14 protein-coding genes are annotated in these 17053 nt (G+C 54.3%); 7 read left to right on the top strand and 7 right to left on the bottom strand.

Features of this window, described 5'->3' with window-relative positions; genetic code table 11:
• Positions 1 to 155: 155 nt before the first annotated feature.
• The 5 genes from lsrF to CAFE_RS17335 form a co-directional block, all read right to left on the bottom strand.
• Entirely contained in the window at positions 156 to 1037 is an 882-nt protein-coding gene (gene lsrF, locus CAFE_RS17315; protein WP_066644560.1) for a 3-hydroxy-5-phosphonooxypentane-2,4-dione thiolase, read from the bottom strand.
• Between the two features lie 85 nt (positions 1038 to 1122).
• Positions 1123 to 2256 carry a substrate-binding domain-containing protein gene (locus CAFE_RS17320; RefSeq protein ID WP_156991304.1) on the bottom strand — a complete coding sequence of 378 codons (1134 nt, stop codon included), beginning with the start codon at positions 2254 to 2256 and terminating at the stop codon, positions 1123 to 1125.
• 62 nt (positions 2257 to 2318) lie between these two features.
• On the bottom strand, positions 2319 to 3359 hold the full coding sequence (locus CAFE_RS17325; RefSeq protein ID WP_066644541.1) for an ABC transporter permease: 1041 nt from the start codon (positions 3357 to 3359) through the stop codon (positions 2319 to 2321).
• On the bottom strand, positions 3356 to 4366 hold the full coding sequence (locus tag CAFE_RS17330; RefSeq protein WP_066644539.1) for an ABC transporter permease: 1011 nt from the start codon (positions 4364 to 4366) through the stop codon (positions 3356 to 3358). Before CAFE_RS17330 ends, CAFE_RS17325 begins: the two co-directional genes overlap by 4 nt.
• The gene (locus tag CAFE_RS17335; RefSeq protein WP_066644536.1) at positions 4363 to 5901 is read right to left on the bottom strand and encodes a sugar ABC transporter ATP-binding protein; all 1539 of its coding nucleotides are present in this window, start codon (positions 5899 to 5901) and stop codon (positions 4363 to 4365) included. Before CAFE_RS17335 ends, CAFE_RS17330 begins: the two co-directional genes overlap by 4 nt.
• A gap of 424 nt (positions 5902 to 6325) precedes the next feature.
• On the opposite strand from CAFE_RS17335, the gene CAFE_RS17340 reads away from it, so the two are divergent.
• The 6 genes from CAFE_RS17340 (at position 6326) to CAFE_RS17365 (ending at position 11284) form a co-directional block, all read left to right on the top strand.
• Positions 6326 to 7249 (top strand): sugar-binding transcriptional regulator, encoded by a 924-nt coding sequence (locus CAFE_RS17340; protein WP_156991305.1) that lies wholly within the window; start codon positions 6326 to 6328, stop codon positions 7247 to 7249.
• 37 nt (positions 7250 to 7286) lie between these two features.
• Complete coding sequence (gene lsrK / locus CAFE_RS17345; protein ID WP_156991306.1) at positions 7287 to 8852, top strand: autoinducer-2 kinase; 1566 nt, start codon at positions 7287 to 7289, stop codon at positions 8850 to 8852.
• Between the two features lie 19 nt (positions 8853 to 8871).
• Positions 8872 to 9222, top strand: a complete 351-nt coding sequence (locus CAFE_RS17350) for a cupin domain-containing protein (RefSeq protein WP_066644529.1) — start codon at positions 8872 to 8874, stop codon at positions 9220 to 9222.
• 19 nt (positions 9223 to 9241) lie between these two features.
• Positions 9242 to 9736, top strand: coding sequence for an ureidoglycolate lyase (locus tag CAFE_RS17355; protein ID WP_156991307.1), 495 nt, complete (start codon positions 9242 to 9244; stop codon positions 9734 to 9736).
• 383 nt (positions 9737 to 10119) lie between these two features.
• Positions 10120 to 10584: a LytTR family DNA-binding domain-containing protein gene (locus CAFE_RS17360; RefSeq protein ID WP_156991308.1), complete on the top strand. Its 465-nt coding sequence runs from the start codon at positions 10120 to 10122 to the stop codon at positions 10582 to 10584.
• On the top strand, positions 10574 to 11284 hold the full coding sequence (locus tag CAFE_RS17365; protein WP_156991309.1) for a LiaF transmembrane domain-containing protein: 711 nt from the start codon (positions 10574 to 10576) through the stop codon (positions 11282 to 11284). Before CAFE_RS17360 ends, CAFE_RS17365 begins: the two co-directional genes overlap by 11 nt.
• A 65-nt stretch (positions 11285 to 11349) precedes the next feature.
• Here the strand turns inward: CAFE_RS17365 and CAFE_RS17370 are convergent, their stop codons facing one another.
• Positions 11350 to 13179 carry an ABC transporter ATP-binding protein gene (locus CAFE_RS17370; protein WP_156991310.1) on the bottom strand — a complete coding sequence of 610 codons (1830 nt, stop codon included), beginning with the start codon at positions 13177 to 13179 and terminating at the stop codon, positions 11350 to 11352.
• Positions 13179 to 14993, bottom strand: a complete 1815-nt coding sequence (locus CAFE_RS17375) for an ABC transporter ATP-binding protein (RefSeq protein ID WP_139104046.1) — start codon at positions 14991 to 14993, stop codon at positions 13179 to 13181. Before CAFE_RS17375 ends, CAFE_RS17370 begins: the two co-directional genes overlap by 1 nt.
• Before the next feature lie 789 nt (positions 14994 to 15782).
• Here CAFE_RS17375 and CAFE_RS17380 point away from each other — a divergent pair.
• Entirely contained in the window at positions 15783 to 17042 is a 1260-nt protein-coding gene (locus CAFE_RS17380; RefSeq protein ID WP_066644631.1) for an ArsB/NhaD family transporter, read from the top strand.
• Positions 17043 to 17053 lie beyond the last annotated feature (11 nt).

The following is a 17053-nucleotide window of genomic DNA, read 5'->3' on the forward strand; positions in this document are numbered from 1 at the left end:
TCAATTCGGACAAAGCCGCCTGAAATGCTGCCGAACGCCAAAGCTCACCCGGTCTCACCGGCGCCGCCGTCGCTTTCGGTACACGAACAGAGGCACGCCCAAAAGCAAAAACTTTTGAGCGTGCCTGCCGACGGTCTTTTTCGATTTTGATCCGGTTATCCGTGAATCGCGTCCTGATAGAATTCATAAGCCTCTTTGTCGTTGAAGCCCTCGTGGACAACCTTGCGGATGGCCTCTGCCATCTCAACGGGATGTTCGCTCTGGAAAATGTTGCGGCCCATATCAAGGCCGCGGGCGCCGCCGCTGATGGCTTTGTACGCCAGGGTCAGCGCCTCGTTTTCGGGCAGCTTTTTTCCGCCCGCCACAACAAGGGGAACCGGGCATCCGGCCACAACTTCTTCAAACTTTTCACAATAATAGGTCTTGATGATATTGGCGCCCATTTCCGCCAGAATGCGGGTAGCCAGCTTAAAGAACCGGTCCGTGCGCTCCATCTGCTTGCCGACGGCGACAACGCCCATCGTCGGAATGCTGTGGCGCAGGCCCGCGTTGATCATCTGCGAGAGATTGTCGATGCTGGAAAGCTGCCCGTCGGCGCCGATGAAGGTCTGCACCGCCATGCAGTCCGCGTTCATTCGGACCGCGTCCTCAAGATCGACCGCGTTCACTTCATGCGAAAGGTCGTCGTTCAGCATGGAGGAACCGGAGGTGACGCGCAGCGCGATCGCCTTGCCGCATTCGGGCGGCACGCAGGAACGCAGCGCGCCGCGGGTTCCCATTAAAACGTCTACGTGGGACATCAGCTTCGGAATCACCAGGTCCAAACGCTCCAGCCCCGCGGTTGATCCCATGAAATAGCCGTGGTCAAAGGCAAACATGACCGTGTTGCCCGTTTTGGGGTCGAAAATATTGGATAAGCGCTTTTTCATACCCCAGTCAAGATTGTTCGCACCCTTAACATGAAAACTGCCTTGATTTGCAAAAGGAACATCTACGGAATAATCCTTCGCAACCTTGAGTCCTTCCTTGTCAGCCATAATTTCAGATCTCCTTTTTTGTTTAGTTGTATTACTGATTCTCTGTAAACGATCTTCTTTTACAGCAAGGTCAGTTCACAGTCAATCAGAAGTTGTATTTGTCTACGTTGGAAGCATTGAAAACAACGCGCTCCGGAAGCAGGACGACGCCGTTGTTGGTATCGGTCGTTTTTGCTCCGGGAACCAGACTGTCGTTCGGCATAACCTCAACTTCGCCGATGCTCGGGATGTTGATCTTGTCGCCGACCTTCACCGTGTTGCCCGCCGCAAGGTACGCCGCCAGGTAGCAGCCCATCGCGCCCTGGATGCCGCAGTCCCACAGACCCCACTGCTCGATGACGTTCGCCTTGCAGTAGTCGCGGATGGAGTTCGGGGAAGCAAAGCCGGTAATTGTGATGTCTTTTTTGGTCAGGCCCGCGTTCTGAGCCGCTTTGCACTGGCCCGGCAATGCCGTTGAGTCGTTGCAGACGATCAGATCGATGTCCTTGTGGGCTTCCAGAATGGACGCGCCGACGGAAACGGCCTTTTCAGCGTCCTGCTCGGAATAGTAGTTGTCGGGAGCCACATTGACCCAGTTCGGATATTTTTCTTTGATATACTTTTCGCCCGCGGCCTGCCAGGAGTTCTGATCCGCCACGGTCGCCTGTGAGTAATGCCAGCAGTATTTGATTGCGTCTTTGGCCACGTCTTTGCCGCGCTTTGTCAGCGAATCGGCGCTCATGTCAACCAGCATTTTGCCGAGGATGTCCGGCGTTCCCTGGGAAACCATCAGCGCGCGGGCGTCCGTGGAGACGTCGGAATCCCATGTGACGACCGTCATGCCCGCGTCCTTCGCTTTTTTCAAAGCGGAGTCAAGGCCGGTCGCGTCGACGGAAGAGATGCAGATTGCGTCCGCGCCGCTGGCGATCGCGTTGTTGACCACCTGTACCTCGTCCGCAACCGCGGCGTTCGGGCTGCCCTGGTAATCAACCGTGAAGCCCCACTGTTTGGAATATTCCTGTGCGCCGGCATTGGCGGATTCAAAGAACGCGTTGCCGGTCAGCTTCGGGATAAAAACGACTGTTTTTCCTTTCACGGATTTGTCTCCCGCGGCCGCGGACGCCCCCGAAGACGCCTTTGACTCCGCGGCGGAACCGGACGAGCCGCCGTTGCCGCCGCAGCCGGCAAGGGACGTTGCCATGATCGATGCTGCAAGTGCAAGTGCAAGAACCTTTTTCATTACAATAACCTCCTACAAAATTTTGTATTAATATGGCTTTTTACACCAAAAGCCGCTTGAAATTAATGCGCCGCGGTCTTCCCCCATCCGCGGGGCATCACGCCGTTCATGAAACGAACCACTTTCGAGTTGCCCGCCAGCGAACGGGCCGTAATCACGATCAGGAGCAGAAGCCCGACGGGGATGTCGAGGTACTGCGTGTTGATCTTAAAGCAAAGCGGAAGGCCGAAGCGGAGGATTCCGATGACCAGCGCCGCGAGCGCGGTGCCGATTACGTTGCCCTTGCCTCCCGTGCTGAGCGTGCCGCCCAGAACAACCGCCGTAATAATCTGAAGAGTAAAGGTTGCGCCGATGTCGCTTTTCGCGGTGTCAAGATAAGAGGTAAGGACAATTCCCGCGATGGCCGCGCTGATTCCGGAAAGCACGTAGGTGCTCATGATCACAAGCCGGCTGTTGATGCCGGAATACTCCGCGGCCCGCGGATTGACTCCCACCAGAAAAACCTTTCTGCCGTACTTTGTTTTATGCAGCAGCAGGTAGGCAATCACCGTCAGAACCGCAAAGATGATGACCTGCTCCGGAATCACGCCGAACAGCTTGAACTGAGAAATCTGTCTGAATGAGTCCGGAAATCCGCTGATTCCTTTATAGCTTTCTGTCGCCGACAGTTTGGCAACGAGGAGAGCCAGCCCCGAATAAAGGAAGCCGCCGCCCAGCGTCACAACCATCGGCTGAACATTGCAGTAAGCCACGAAAAACCCGGAAAGCGCGCCGCACAGGGCGGCCGCGATGACGGCGATCAGGCAGGCGGCCCAGATGTTGAGGCCTCCGTCCTGCCAGACGACGCCGACAATAATGGAGGTAAACCCGACGATCGCGCCGGCCTGAATGTCGATTCCGCCCGTGATCATCACGAACGTAACGAACAGAGAGATAATGCAGATGGAAATAATGTCGTTGACACTGCCCAGCAATATATTAGGATTTAAAAATTTGCTGTTTTTAGCCCCGAAGATGACAAATTCCAGGAAAAGGATCATCAGCAGAGCGAATTCCCAGCTTTTCACGCCCCGTTTCAGGCTTTCCAAGGGTGAATTTTTCATTTCTGATCGTCTCCTTTCTTGGACTGCGCCCGGGCCGCCAGGCGCATATGACGGTTTTTGACCGCGGCGCGGTTTTGAGAGACCGCGTCCACCACCACGATCACGATCAGGAGAATTCCTGTAATGGTATTGTCGTAATCGGAAGAAAAGCCCAGGAACACCAGGATACGGCTGACGGAGGACATGATGACCGCGCCGATGGAAGCCCCGATCAGGCTGCCGAGGCCGCCGGTCAGGCTGATCCCGCCCAGCACACAGGCGGCGATTGCCTTCATTTCATATCCGTTGCCCGCGGTCGGTGTGATAAAACCGATGCGGGAGGAGTAGAGGATGCCCGCGACCGCCGAAAACACACCGCAGAGAACATAAGAGACAAATTTCGTGTTCACGGTCGGAATTCCGATCAGCGTCGCGCCCGCGGCGTTGTCACCGACGGCGATGAAATACTTGCCCCGCCGTGTCTTTGTCAGAATATAATGAGCCAGGATGACAAACGCCAGCACGACGGCATAGAATGCAGTCAGGTCGCCCACAAGCTTGGCTTTGGAAAGCATCGTGAAGGGCGCCGGCAGGTTTTCCACCCATGCGCCGCCGGTATAGACGTAAATCATTCCGCGGAACAGTCCCATGGTGCCGAGCGTAAAGATCAGCGACGGGATGTTCAGAACCGCCACGCCAAAGCCGTTGATGACGCCGGTCACGACGCCCACCATGACTCCGGCAAGGAACGCGACGGCCCAGCTGCTTCCATTGCGCAGAAGCGTGGAGGTCACCGCGGCGGAAAGGCCGAGGATCGCGCCGATGGAAACATCGATTTCCCCGGTCAGGATTACAAACGCGATGCCGACCGCGAGAAGCGTAAAGACAACGCTGTCGTTAAAGCAGTTCAAAAGGCTGGTCGGGGACAGAAACGAGCTGTTTACCATTCCGACTCCCGCGAATAGCGCGATGAGAAACAGAAAACTGGTCATTTCCCGTATTTTCAGGATTTTTTTCACGGTGTTCATACTTCCGCCTTCCTTCCTCCGGTCACGCCAAAGGCGGCGGCCATCAAATTATCCTGGTTGATTTCCTTCTTGTTGAATTCCAGATTGATGTGCCCCTGATAGACCGCTACGGCACGGTCGGCCAATTCAATAATCTCTTCTATGTCGGATGAGATCAGCATAATTGCGACGCCCTGTTCCTTCAGCTGATGAATGATCGTATAGACGTCTCCGCGGGCCGCCGCGTCGATGCCGCGGGTGGGCTCATCCAGAATAATCAGCTTAGGCTGCGTGGAAAGCGCCCGGGCAATCACGATCTTCTGCTGGTTTCCGCCCGAAAGGCTGCCTGTCAGCTGATCCTGCCCCGTGATTTTGATTCTGAAATCGTCGACGTATTTCCGGGTCAGTTCATATTCCGCCTTCCCGTTCAGGAACATTTTTCCCATGGAAGAATCGGAAAGCATCGCCGAGGTCGTATTCGCGGCAATGTCGCTGATTTTAAACAGTCCCAAAAGGTGGCGGTCCTCCGGCACATAATTGATGCCGGCCTCCAGAACCTTTTTGGTCGGCAGTCCCGTGATGTCGCGCCCGTCCAGGATGGCGCTTCCGCCAAGGACCTTATCCATGCCGAAAATGGTGGTGGCCAGTTCGGTTCTTCCGGCTCCGACCACTCCCGCGACGCCCAGAATTTCACCCGGATAGATTTCCAGGTTAATATTGCTGAAACCATAGCCGGAAAAAGACTTCAGTTCGAAAACAGGCTTCAGCTTTTGGTAATCGAGTTCGGCGCGCTCAGCGGTCTGCCGTTTTTCGTTCTGCTCCGCCATGTTCGGCGGCAGCAGGCCCTTTACCAGCATTTCGCGCGTAAAGTCGCCGACCGGCCCGTTTAGGGTAATCACCCCGTCGCACATAATGGCGACATGGGTCGCGATGTCGAACACTTCCGTCAGGCGGTGCGTGATGTAAATAATTCCGATTCCCCTGGCCTTTAAGGTTGCGATGCACTTAAAAAGGCTTTCCACCTCGTCAAAGGTCAGCGCGCTGGTCGGCTCGTCAAAAATGAGCACGCGGGAATTGCGGAGCAGCCCGCGCAGAATTTCGACCAGGGTCTGTTCGGCGATGGACAGGCTGTTCGCCTTGCGGTTCAGGTCCAGGTCCCAGCCGATCTCCTTCATCTGGTTCACCAGCCTTACGTGAAGGTCGGCCGCTTTTTCACGAAAGCCCGCGATGATGTTTTCCTCAACGGTCATGTTCGGAAAAAGCATCGGCTCCTGCGGAATCATATAAATTCCCTTGCTAAGCGCGACGGACGGCTTTGTAAGGTTTACCTTTTCGCCATCGACGTAAATTTCCCCGCGGTCGGGCTGATGGATCCCCATGATAATTTTCATCAGGGTGCTTTTTCCGGCGCCGTTGCCGCCGATCAGCGCAACCACCTCGCCGGAATTGACATTCAGATCAATGCCCTTCAATACATTGTTAAGCCCAAATGCTTTGTGAATCCCGCGGACAGAAATAATTGCTTGATCAGAAAATTTTTTTTGGGATTCTGCCATTTTTCCCCCTCCATCCACAGAAAATGCAGATTACTATGTAAATCTGGCTTCCTGTAATAGTAGACAAATGTTTGAGCGATTGATTTTTATCTTGTCCTCATCATACGATATTTTAAAACAAATGTCAACACTTTTCATTTTTGTATTCCGTAAATTTTAGTATTGTTTTTGTTTTAACCGGCTGTTCGTCGCTGTATTCAACAACTTATTCCTGATAATATCACATATTTATTATGATTTACACCAAAATTGCGGAGCCTTTTCAGAAATTGAGATTGACACCAATTCGGAATAATGCTATACTGTTTATCGCAACAAAAGTTTAATTAAGATACATTTGTTAAACCTGGGTAACTTTGCTCTTGCTTTCAATGTTTTATTCTGTATCATATAAGGTAAAGTATTCTTTTGGAGATGAAAACATATGGACTATGAGGAAATCCTGGCGGTCAAGACCGCGTGGTATTACTATATGGAAAATATGACGCAGCAGCAGATCTCTGAAAAGCTGGGCGTTTCCCGCATCCGGGTCATGAAAATCCTGGAAAAGGCAAAAAAGGACGGCATAATTCAGTTCAAGATTCGTCAGGACGGCGAACAGCACATGCAGGTTGAGCGCCAGCTTGCCGACAAGTGGGGCCTGAAAGACACGTTCGTGGTGCCGACCCCGCACATGGGTGAAAATCTGAACGAAACGATTGCAAAGGCCGCCGCGATGTATATCAGCCACCGGATCTCTGAAAACTGCTTTATCAATATGGGGTACGGCGATACGCTCAGCAAGATTCTGAATCACCTTGCCACCATGAACGAATTCACGGTTTCCGTCGTTTCCCTGACGGGCGGCGTCAGCTACTATCTTCCCAATGCGCAGTCGCACACCTTCAATGCCAAGCTTTACCTGATTCCGACCCCGCTGCTCGTTTCCTCGAAAGAGATGGTGTCGGCCATGCGGGAAGAACCGTCTGTCAGGGAAATTTTCCGCATGGTCCGGCTGGCTTCCATGACGCTGGTCGGCATCGGCGGCATGGGGGACGACGCGACCGTTTTGGAAAACGGAATCCTCAGTAAAAGCGATTTTCTGTATCTGTCCATGAAAGGCGCCGTCGGGGATGTTCTGAGCCATTTCATCGACAAGGACGGCGTCCCCGTCCAGACCCATGTGGAAGACCGGCTGATCAGCACTTCCCTGAAAACGCTCCGGGAGCTCGACAACGTGGTGGGGGTCGCCGCGGGAGCGTCCAAGGTGGACGCGATTCGCGCGGCGCTGCGCGGAAAATACATCGATATTCTCATCACGGACGAAGAAACCGCGTTGCGGCTGATTGAAGAAGATAATTCTGTATAAAATAATCATAATAAGTATCAAAGGGGAGAGAGGCAATATGTCGCAGAAATATTTGCTGGCTGTGGACGCGGGCACGGGAAGCGTCCGAGCCGTGCTTTTTGATCTGAAGGGAAACCAGCTGAGCTGCGCGCAGCACGAATGGGAACACAGGGAAGATCCCCGGTACCCCGGCAGCATGGATTTCGACTGGGGCTACAACTGGGCTTTAGCCAGGGACTGCATCAAAGAGGTCCTCGCTCAGTCGAAGATCGAACCGGCCGAAATCGCGGCGATTTCAACCACCTGCATGCGCGAGGGCATCATCCTTTACGACGCAGAAGGAAAGGAAATCTGGGCCTGCGCGAACGTGGACGCCCGCAGCACGGAAGAAGTGGAGGAGCTGATCCGCAAGGATCCTCAGCTTGAAAGGGAACTCTACGCGGAATCCGGCCAGTCGTTCGCTCTGGACGCCCTTCCGCGCCTGCTGTGGATTAAAAATAAAATGCCTGAAATTTATCAGAAGGCCGCCGTGCTGGGCATGTTTAACGACTGGCTGATTGATAAACTGACCGGCGTGCTCGCGATCGAGCCCAGCAACGGAAGCACGACAGGTATTTTCGACCTGAAGAAAAGGTCGTGGGATCCCTCCATCGCGGAAAGATGCGGTCTGCGCACCGATATTTTTCCGCCCGTTCAGGAATGCGGCAGCGTTGCCGGCAAAGTTTCTGAAAAAGCCGCCGCCGAAACCGGTCTGTCCGCCGGAACGCCCGTCGTGGTCGGCGGGGGCGACGCGCAGCTGGGCTGCGTGGGCGTCGGCGTCGTCGGTCCGAACCAGGCGGCGATTTTCGGCGGCAGCTTCTGGCAGTACGAGTTCAACACGACAGAGCCAAAGACGGACCCCGTCTGCCGGGTCAGGGTAAACTGCCACGCAGTGCCGGGCCTATGGCAGTACGAGGCGCTGGCGTTCAAGCCCGGCCTCGTCATGCGCTGGTTCCGCGACGGTTTCTGCCAGCTTGAAAAGCAGCGGACGGCAGAGACCGGGAAGGACCCTTATTACCTGATGGATCAGGAAGCCAAAAAAATCCCGGCGGGATGCTACGGCATGCTCTGCGCCTTTTCCGACGTCATGAACTTTATCCGCTGGAAGCACGCCGCCCCCACATTTACCAATTTCGAGCTCGATCCCGACAAGTTCAACCGCTACACCTTTTACAAGGCGATTCTGGAAAACACCGCGATGGTGACGAAAGGGCACCTCGACCTGGTCCGGGAATCCACCGGAAACATGCCGCGGGAGGTCGTTTTCGCCGGGGGCGCGTCCAAAAGCCCCGTCTGGTGTCAGATTCTCGCCGACGTGCTGGGCCTTCCGGTCCGGGTCCCCGTTGTCAAGGAAGCGACCGCGCTCGGGGCGGCGATTCTTGCGGGCTTCGGCGTTGGAATTTACGGCAGCATCCAGGAGGCGGCCGGCGAGCTGGTTCAGTGGGACAAAATCTATCGGCCCGATCCGAAAAATCACGAAATCTACGAGCGAATCTATCCTGACTGGAGAAAAGTGTACGCTGCGCAGTTGGAGCTGAGCAATCAGAATCTGACCAGGAGCATGTGGAGCGCACCCGGTCTTTAAAATACTGGAGGAAATGATCATGTACATTGTTGACGAGAAAGACAAAGAATACCGTTTCGGTGACAGCGGCCCCAAATACCTGATGAAAGGTCCCCGAATGAACCTAGCAATCGTTCAGTTTCAGCCAAAGCAGGATTTTAAAGCCCACTTTCACCGCATTATGGAAGAAAATTTTTATATTCTGGAAGGCGAGGTCGACATTGTCGTCGACGGCGTCGTAAACCATATGAAACCCGGCCAGTTCATCCATATTGAGCCCAACGAGGTGCACTACTGCATCAACAGCTACGATCAACCGGTCAGGATGGTTTCCACCCTCGCGCCGTTCCAGGAAATCGACAAAGTGGAAATCGACAATTATACCTATTGACAGGCACGGAGGTCTTACCATGAAAACGATCCATGCAGAACCCATTACCGCGGAGAACTGGGCTCCGTACGGTTACCTTGCGGACATCGCGAACCCGGACGGAGCCTACGCTTTGGGCGGGGAGCCGGTCGCGTTTCACCGGGACATGGCGCTGGCGCCCATGGCGAGCGCCGCTCCCGCGGCATTCGGCTCGCTGAAGGTCGGCAAGCGGCCGATGGTGATTGAGGATGTGGAATACCATTCCTTTACGGTTGAAGTCATGATGCCGATGGACGACGACATGGTACTTTACGCCGGTCCCGCCAACGGCGGGACGCCGGAACCGGAAAAGCTGAAAGCTTTCGTTGTTCCGGCGGGTACGCTGGTCGTGTTCCGCGCCGGCGTCTGGCACGGCGCGCCGTACCCCGTCGGCCGCGACGCCACCGTGCTGATCTGCCTGCCGGAGCGCACTTACCTGAACGATACCAAAAAGATTCTTCTGGAACAGGCGGACAAAATCGCCGTGGAAATTTAAATGCCGTAACAAAAGCACCGAGCGCGGATGATGGTCCGCGCTCGGTGCTTTTGTTACCGCGCAATTTTCAGGCGGCAACGGTTTCTTTTGGAGAAACGAGATCCCTGTTGCGTCGCGGACGCCGTCCCCGAAAAAATCGCCGTGTTTTTCAGGGCGTTTCCGGAATAGAATCCTTTTGCGCAGAACAGACAGGCTCCTTTCCCGGCCGTTTAAGCGGCTTCGCCGACCCGCCTCCGCGCTGCGCATATCCGCGGTTCCGCTCGGCCAAGGAACCTCTTGCCGCCAAAAAATCACCGGTTACCCTTAAAAAATCAACCGGACGCCCGATTCCTCTTTCCATCCTGCCTCAAAGCCGCTATACTGGTTGCATAAGGGGTGGTACGATGAAGGTTCGGATCGAAGTGACCGACAATCTGAAGGAAGACGAAGTACTGATCCGCTGCGGCCGCGTGGATGAGTCGATCCGGAAGATTCACCAGTTTATTCTGGAGCAGTCGCAGTCGGGGCCGAAAATCACCTTTTACAAGCAGAATCAGGAATACTACTTTCCTCTGGAGGACGTCCTGTTTTTTGAAACGGAGGGCGACCGCGTTTACGCTCATACGGCAGACGACGCGTATTTCATCAAATACCGTCTGTACGAGCTGGAGCAGATGCTCCCCCGCAGCTTCGTGCGGGCCGCAAAATCAACCATTGTCAATATCCGGCAGATTTATTCCATCACGCGGAACCTCATCTCCTCCAGCCTGATTCAGTTTTCAAACAGTCATAAACAAATCTACGCGTCGCGGTTTTATTACAGGGAACTGCGGCAGCGCCTGAGCGAAAGGGGAAACTATGAAGCATAGAAATTGGTTCTGGGGCATTTTCTTTCTGGCGGCGGCGATTTTTGTCATCGCAAGCCAGATCGGCGCGTTTGTTCAAATCGGATTCTGGAGCGTTGCGGCGACCGTCCTGCTTGCCGCGGTTCTCATCAGCAGCTTAACGGACCTGAACTGGTTCGGGTCGTTCATCTCGCTTGCGCTGCTTTATCTGATCTATCAGCAGCCTCTTCATCTGGTTGCATTTTCTTTCTGGCAGCTTCTTCTGGCGGCTTTGTTCGCCTCCATCGGGTTCAGCATGATTTTCCATCCGCACCATCATTACTGGTGCCGGTATCATCACGGCTGGGACGGGGATTCTTGCACCCGTTCGGAGGAAAACATCGACGGCAACGAGATCCTTGTGAAAACAAGCTTCAGCGAATCCTGCAAATACCTGCATTCCGACAGTTTAAAAAGCGCGAATCTGTCCTCGTCGTTCGGCAAGCTGAGCGTGTACTTCGACCAGGTTCAGCTCAGCCCGGAGGGCGCTGAAATCCGTATTAACGAAAGCTTTGGCGAAATGGTTCTTTATCTTCACAGGAACTGGCGCATCGTCGACCACGTCCACGCGGCGTTCGGCGCGGTAAACAGCGACAGAAACGACGTCCCGGCCGAGCCGGGCGCGCCCGCCGTCACGCTGACCGGCAGCGTTTCGTTCGGAAACCTGAGCATCCGTTACGTGTAAAGGCTTTCCGCACAACGGCCCGGCTGTGAAATCACAGCCGGGCCGTTAATTTTATTAGGGTCCTTTTATTCCGCCTTCAGCAAACCCATCGCCGACTCTTCTGCAAACTGGCGGCTGTATAGCGTGTGGTAATACCCCTTCATCCGCAGAAGCTCCTCGTGCCGGCCCCTTTCAATAATCTTGCCGTCCTTCACGACCAGAATCATGTCGGCGTGCCGGATGGTGGAAAGCCGGTGCGCGATGACAAAGGAGGTGCGCCCCTGCAGCAAATGAGAAATCGCCGCCTGAATCAGTTGCTCGGTTCTGGTATCGATCGAAGAGGTCGCCTCGTCCAGAACAAATATCGCCGGGTCCGCGAGAACGGCCCTTGCAAACGAAATCATCTGTTTTTCCCCGGTGGAAAGGCGGTCCCCACCCTCGCCGACGACGCTGTCAAACCCGTCCTCCAGCTTTTCCACCACCTTGTCGGCGCTGACGGCCTCGGCGGCGCGCAGCACTTCCTCGTCGGTGGCATCCAGCCTGCCGTAGCGGATGTTTTCCCTGACCGTGCCCGAAAACAGATGGGGGCTCTGAAGCACATAGCCGATGTTGCTGTGCAGCCAAAGCTGGCTGCGCTCCCGGTAATCGCGCCCGTCGATCAGGATCTTTCCCGCGGTCGGTTCAAAAAAGCGGCATGCCAGATTCACCAGCGTGCTTTTGCCCGCGCCCGTTTCCCCGACGATCGCGACCGTGGTGCCCGCGGGAATCGTCAGGCTGAAATGGCTGAGCACATCCTCGTTCCCGTCCGGATACCGGAAGCTGACGTCCCTGAATTCGATATTCCCCTCGATGGGCTCCCAGTTTTCCGTGCGCGGATGAAACAAATCCCCGTATTTTTCGGTAACCTGAGGCGATTCGACGATTTCGGGCTTTTGGTCCAGCAGTCCGGTGACGCGCTCGATATTCGTCTGCACCGAAATCAGTTCCGAAAAATTGCCCGCAAGGTGCTGAATCGGCTCAAAGATTCCAACGGCATACGCGGTAAAGGCGGAGAGCGTGCCGAGCAGCATCGCGTTTTGCAGCACCAGATTCCCGCCGCGGTCCAGCACCAGGGCCGTCGCGACCGAGCTGAGCAGAAGCGCCAGCGAAATATACACCGCGCCGAGGCGCGCGGCGCGGATGGAGGAAACCTTCATCTCCCGGGTAATTCCCGTAAAATCCCGGTCGTTCTTTTCTTCAATCACCAGGGTCTTTGAGGTTTTCGCACCCATGATGCCTTCGTTGAACGCGCCGGTGATGCGGGAATTCGTCTTACGCACCAATCGGTTCCAGTACAGGATTCGGTTCTGAAAATACCAGGTCAGCAGCACGATGGCCGGGACGACCAGAATGACGATCAGCGCCAGCCTGACATTCAGCACCAGCATGGCGCCGAAAACGCCCAGAACGTAGACGGACGCCCACAGCATGTCGAAGACATTCCACGCCACCAGGTCGGAAATCCGGTTGGTGTCGCTCATGACGCGCGTCAGAATATAGCCGACCGGCGTAACGTTATAATAGGAAAACGAAAGGGTCTGCAGATGGACGAAGCACGCCCGTTTCAGGTCGCGGCCAAGATGCATGTCGATCCGCATGGAGCCGCGGGTGAACAGAATCACGCTGACTGTCTGCAGCGTAATCGTGACCGCGTAGACAAGGGCGAACAGCGGCAGCCCGTTGATCGTGCGCGCTTCGATAAAATGGTCGATGGCATACCGCTGAAACAGCGGCAGCAGAATATCCACCAGGGCGCAGAAAAGGTTCAGCGCGCAGACCATGACGACGGTTTTGCGGTAGGGCTTTAAATAGGGAAGGATTTTTTTCCAGATTTTCAGGTCAAAGGCGTTGCTGTACTCCTGTTCGTCATAACCCATTATACGACCTCCTGTTCCAGCAGCGACCGGTCGCCGCTGCTCATCTGAATATCATGGATTTTTTTATAGATTCCGTTTTTGCGCAGCAGCTCCTCATGGGTGCCGATTTCCTCCACGGCGCCGTCCTCCAGCACCAGAATTTGATCCGCCTGCATCAGCGTCGTAATCCGGTGGGAAATCAGGATGACCGTCGAATTCCCCAGATTCGCTTTCAGGGCCTCGCGGATTTGCTCGTCCGTTTCGGTATCCACGGCGGAAAGGGAATCGTCGAACACCATAATGGGCGCCTGCTGCATCAGCATGCGCGCAATCGCCACGCGCTGCTTCTGCCCGCCCGAAAGCGTGACTCCGCGTTCCCCCACAATGGTTTCGTACCCGCTGCCGAAGCCGTCGATCGCGCTGTCGACGCAGGCGATCCGCGCCGCGCCGCGCACCTCTTCCAGCGAGGCGCCGGGTCGGGTCGCCCGGATGTTTTCCTCAATGGTGCGGGAAAACAGAAACGGTTCCTGCAGCACGATACCGATATTCCTGCGCAGCCACGAGCGCTGAATTTTGGAAATGTCCGTTCCTCCCACCGTGATGCTGCCGCACTCCGGCGGAAGATCGTACAGCCGATCGAGCAGATGCATCAGCGTCGACTTTCCACTGCCCGTTCCGCCCAGAATGGCAAACGTGCTGCCTGCGGGAATCGTAAAATCGACATCCTTTAAAACGGGCTTCTGCCCTTCATAGCAGTAGTTGATATGGTGGAACGCGATGTCCCCGTTCATGGGCGGACGCAGAGCGTTTGCGTCTTCTTCCTCTTCCTCCGCGGCCAGGATGTCCGCCACGCGGTTAACGGAAACGCCCGCCTTGCTCATTTCGGACAGAATTCTGCCGAGCCCCCGGACGGGCCAGATCAGCGTGGTGTTGTAAGATACGAACGCCAGAAATTCACCCAGCGTAATCCGGCCGTTGACCGATTCCATAACACCGGCCACGATTACACAGAGGATTTGAAGGCCGGTGATCAGGTCGCCGAGCCCCCAGTAGGTGCTCAGCAGTCCGCCCAGCCGGATCCAGAGATTCGCGAAGCGGTCGTTGCGTTCGTCGAAGCGGTCGATTTCGTAGCGCTCCCGGCCGAACGCGCGCACCACGCGGACTCCCGTTAAATTCTCCTGTACCGTGGACGACAGCTCCCCCTCGGCTTCATCCGCTTTGCGGAACCGCTTAGCGATTTTCGAATAGAAAATGCAGGAGTACATCAGCACCAGCGGAATAAAGGCCAGGGCCACAAGCGAAATCGTCACGTTCATGGAAAACATGATCGAGATGGAAAGGATCACCAGAAACGCGGTGCGAAACACCTCAAGCATCTGATTGCTGACGAAATTGCGGATCACGTCCACGTCCGACGTGCAGCGCTGAATGATTTCCCCCGTCTGGTGCTGGTTGTGCCAGCTGTACGGCAGGCGCTGGATATGGAGAAAAAGCCGGTCCCTCAGGCGTTTGATAAAGGATTCCGATCCGTTTGCCACCCCGGTGCGGCTTAAGTAATTGCAGACGCCCGATAAAACCGCGACCGCAAGAATAACAGCCGCGAACAGCAGCAGGCTCCGCGCCGGGTTTTCACGGGCACGGGCGGAATTCAAAATACCCGTGAGTAATCCGGGAAGATCCTCGGTTTGTTCTCCCGTAACAAAATCGACCGCAACTCTCACAACCTGCGGAATCAGCGAATTCAGCGTTGTGTTCAGGATGCTGAAAACCAAAGCGACGGCAAAAAAGCCGACGCTTTTTCTTAAATAATGCCAGACAAGCGCTTTGCTCTTCATACTCTTCTCCTTCAATAAAATCCCTTATGGGCAAAATAAAAAAGCACCTCTGCTCGTCAGAGATGCTTTAACCGCCATATTTACGCCGTTCTTTACAGAAAAGCGCAAAAATCCCATCGTAAACGGGGGACAGGCAAAAACACTTCTGACAAAAGGCCGAAACGGACCTTACGCGCAAAATTAACTGCGGTTAACTCTCTCATTTTGCCTGCCTCCTTTCATCATCTAAAATTACAACGCACCTAGTATAACCCATATTTTTCTATCTGTCAATTCCTATTTGACTGCAGCCGCTTTTCTGATCTCAAGGCCCAAGACCCGGGGAACCAAGAGACGGCTTTTTTACATTTTGACGGTTCGTTAAACATTTATCAATTTTACCAAAAATAAAATTTATTCGGGCGTATAATAATGCGATAGTTACGAATGTTCTTAAAAGCCTTTACAAACCCATTTTGTATTGTTATGATGGTCACACTAAGGTCAGGTTAACAGAAAATCGCTCTGAACATGAAGATTTTTAGATGGCAGATGAAGGTGTGTTCTGAATCAATCGGGAACTTTTCGCTCTAAAAGTATTCACTGCGTACTTCATTCGGTTTGAGATAAAAACAGACGGCAGAGGCCGCGGCACTGTTCAGCCTGCGATTCAGCTCTATGCCATCGGAGTCTTCTCCTCTTTGGGAGAGCCCGATGTTTTTTTATGCCTTCCCCGCTGTTCCGGAGAGCTGTTGGAACGATTCCGGGTAAATTATCAAATCAATGGAATAAGGAGTCTTGTCTATGCAAATGATTGCCTCTCTCACGATTTTTGTAATTGTCATGGCACTGGTGATGAGTGAAAAGGTAAATCGAACGATCGCTGCTCTGGTTGGCGCAAGCCTCATTCTGGTTTTAAAAATTATGACGTTCAGCGAAGCTCTGAATTATATAGATTTTAATACTCTGGGCGTTCTGGTCGGCATGATGATCATTGTGGGAATCGTGAAGAACACGGGGATTTTTGAATATCTCGCCATTTTCGCCTCCAAAAAAGTGAAAGGCGATCCCTGGAAAATCATCCTCAGCCTGAGCGCGATTACGGCCGTTATTTCGGGGATTCTGGATAATGTGACGACCGTACTGCTGATTGTGCCGATGACGTTCGTCATTACGGACACCCTCGAGCTGGACCCGATTCCCTTTTTGATTCCGGAAATCATTTCGTCCAACCTGGGCGGCACGGCGACTTTGATCGGCGACCCGCCGAATATCATGATCGGCAGCGCCGCCGGGCTGGGCTTTGTAAACTTTATCGCAAATCTGGGACCCATCGTCGTCATTATTTTCGCCGTCACCTTCTTTATCCTGTATTTTCTGTTTCACAAGCAGCTTGTCATCAGCGAGGAAAAGAAGCAGGAAATCCTTCATTTTAACGAAAAGAAATCGATTAAAAACAGCTCGCTTCTGAAAAAGTCCTTGTTCGTCCTCGGGCTGGTGATTCTGGGATTTTTCTTTCACGAGCAGCTGGGCTACCCCTCCGCTCTGGTCGCGCTGAGCGGCGCGGCGCTTCTCTTGCTGCTGAGCGGAGAAAACGTCGACGAAGTGTTTTTGAACATTGAATGGCCGACGCTGTTCTTCTTCGGGGGACTGTTCGTGCTCGTCGGGTCTTTGGAAAAGGTCGGCGTCATCAACGAGCTGGCAACCGTCATTGTCCATGCGACCAAAAACAATCTGCTTCTGACCGGAATCATCATCGTCTGGTTTTCCGCACTGGCTTCTTCCATGCTGGACAACATCCCCTTCGTGGCGACGCTGATTCCTCTCATCAAGGCCATGGGGACCCACGGGATGCACATCATGCCGCTTTGGTGGGCGGTTTCCCTCGGCGCGTGCCTTGGCGGCAACGGAACCCTCATCGGCGCCTCCGCAAACGTGATCGTCGCGGGGCTTGCGGAAAAGCACGGATACAAGCTGACTTTCTCCCGGTACCTGAAATACGGGTTCCCCCTGATGATCGTATCCATTATTTTATCGACCATCTATCTTATTGTATTTTATCTGATATAATAGAGTCGGGG

This window comes from Caproicibacter fermentans (assembly GCF_009746625.1).
Taxonomy (GTDB): Bacteria; Bacillota; Clostridia; order Oscillospirales; family Acutalibacteraceae; genus Caproicibacter; species Caproicibacter fermentans.

Coding starts and splice junctions, on each gene's coding strand:
- CAFE_RS17360 (WP_156991308.1), top strand. CDS start 10,120: ATGAAGGTTCGGATCGAAGTGACCGACAATCTGAAGGAAGACGAAGTA.
- CAFE_RS17340 (WP_156991305.1), top strand. CDS start 6,326: ATGGACTATGAGGAAATCCTGGCGGTCAAGACCGCGTGGTATTACTAT.
- CAFE_RS17365 (WP_156991309.1), top strand. CDS start 10,574: ATGAAGCATAGAAATTGGTTCTGGGGCATTTTCTTTCTGGCGGCGGCG.
- CAFE_RS17355 (WP_156991307.1), top strand. CDS start 9,242: ATGAAAACGATCCATGCAGAACCCATTACCGCGGAGAACTGGGCTCCG.
- CAFE_RS17370 (WP_156991310.1), bottom strand. CDS start 13,179: ATGGGTTATGACGAACAGGAGTACAGCAACGCCTTTGACCTGAAAATC.
- lsrF (WP_066644560.1), bottom strand. CDS start 1,037: ATGGCTGACAAGGAAGGACTCAAGGTTGCGAAGGATTATTCCGTAGAT.
- CAFE_RS17330 (WP_066644539.1), bottom strand. CDS start 4,366: ATGAACACCGTGAAAAAAATCCTGAAAATACGGGAAATGACCAGTTTT.
- CAFE_RS17375 (WP_139104046.1), bottom strand. CDS start 14,993: ATGAAGAGCAAAGCGCTTGTCTGGCATTATTTAAGAAAAAGCGTCGGC.
- CAFE_RS17320 (WP_156991304.1), bottom strand. CDS start 2,256: ATGAAAAAGGTTCTTGCACTTGCACTTGCAGCATCGATCATGGCAACG.
- CAFE_RS17325 (WP_066644541.1), bottom strand. CDS start 3,359: ATGAAAAATTCACCCTTGGAAAGCCTGAAACGGGGCGTGAAAAGCTGG.
- CAFE_RS17380 (WP_066644631.1), top strand. CDS start 15,783: ATGATTGCCTCTCTCACGATTTTTGTAATTGTCATGGCACTGGTGATG.
- CAFE_RS17335 (WP_066644536.1), bottom strand. CDS start 5,901: ATGGCAGAATCCCAAAAAAAATTTTCTGATCAAGCAATTATTTCTGTC.
- lsrK (WP_156991306.1), top strand. CDS start 7,287: ATGTCGCAGAAATATTTGCTGGCTGTGGACGCGGGCACGGGAAGCGTC.
- CAFE_RS17350 (WP_066644529.1), top strand. CDS start 8,872: ATGTACATTGTTGACGAGAAAGACAAAGAATACCGTTTCGGTGACAGC.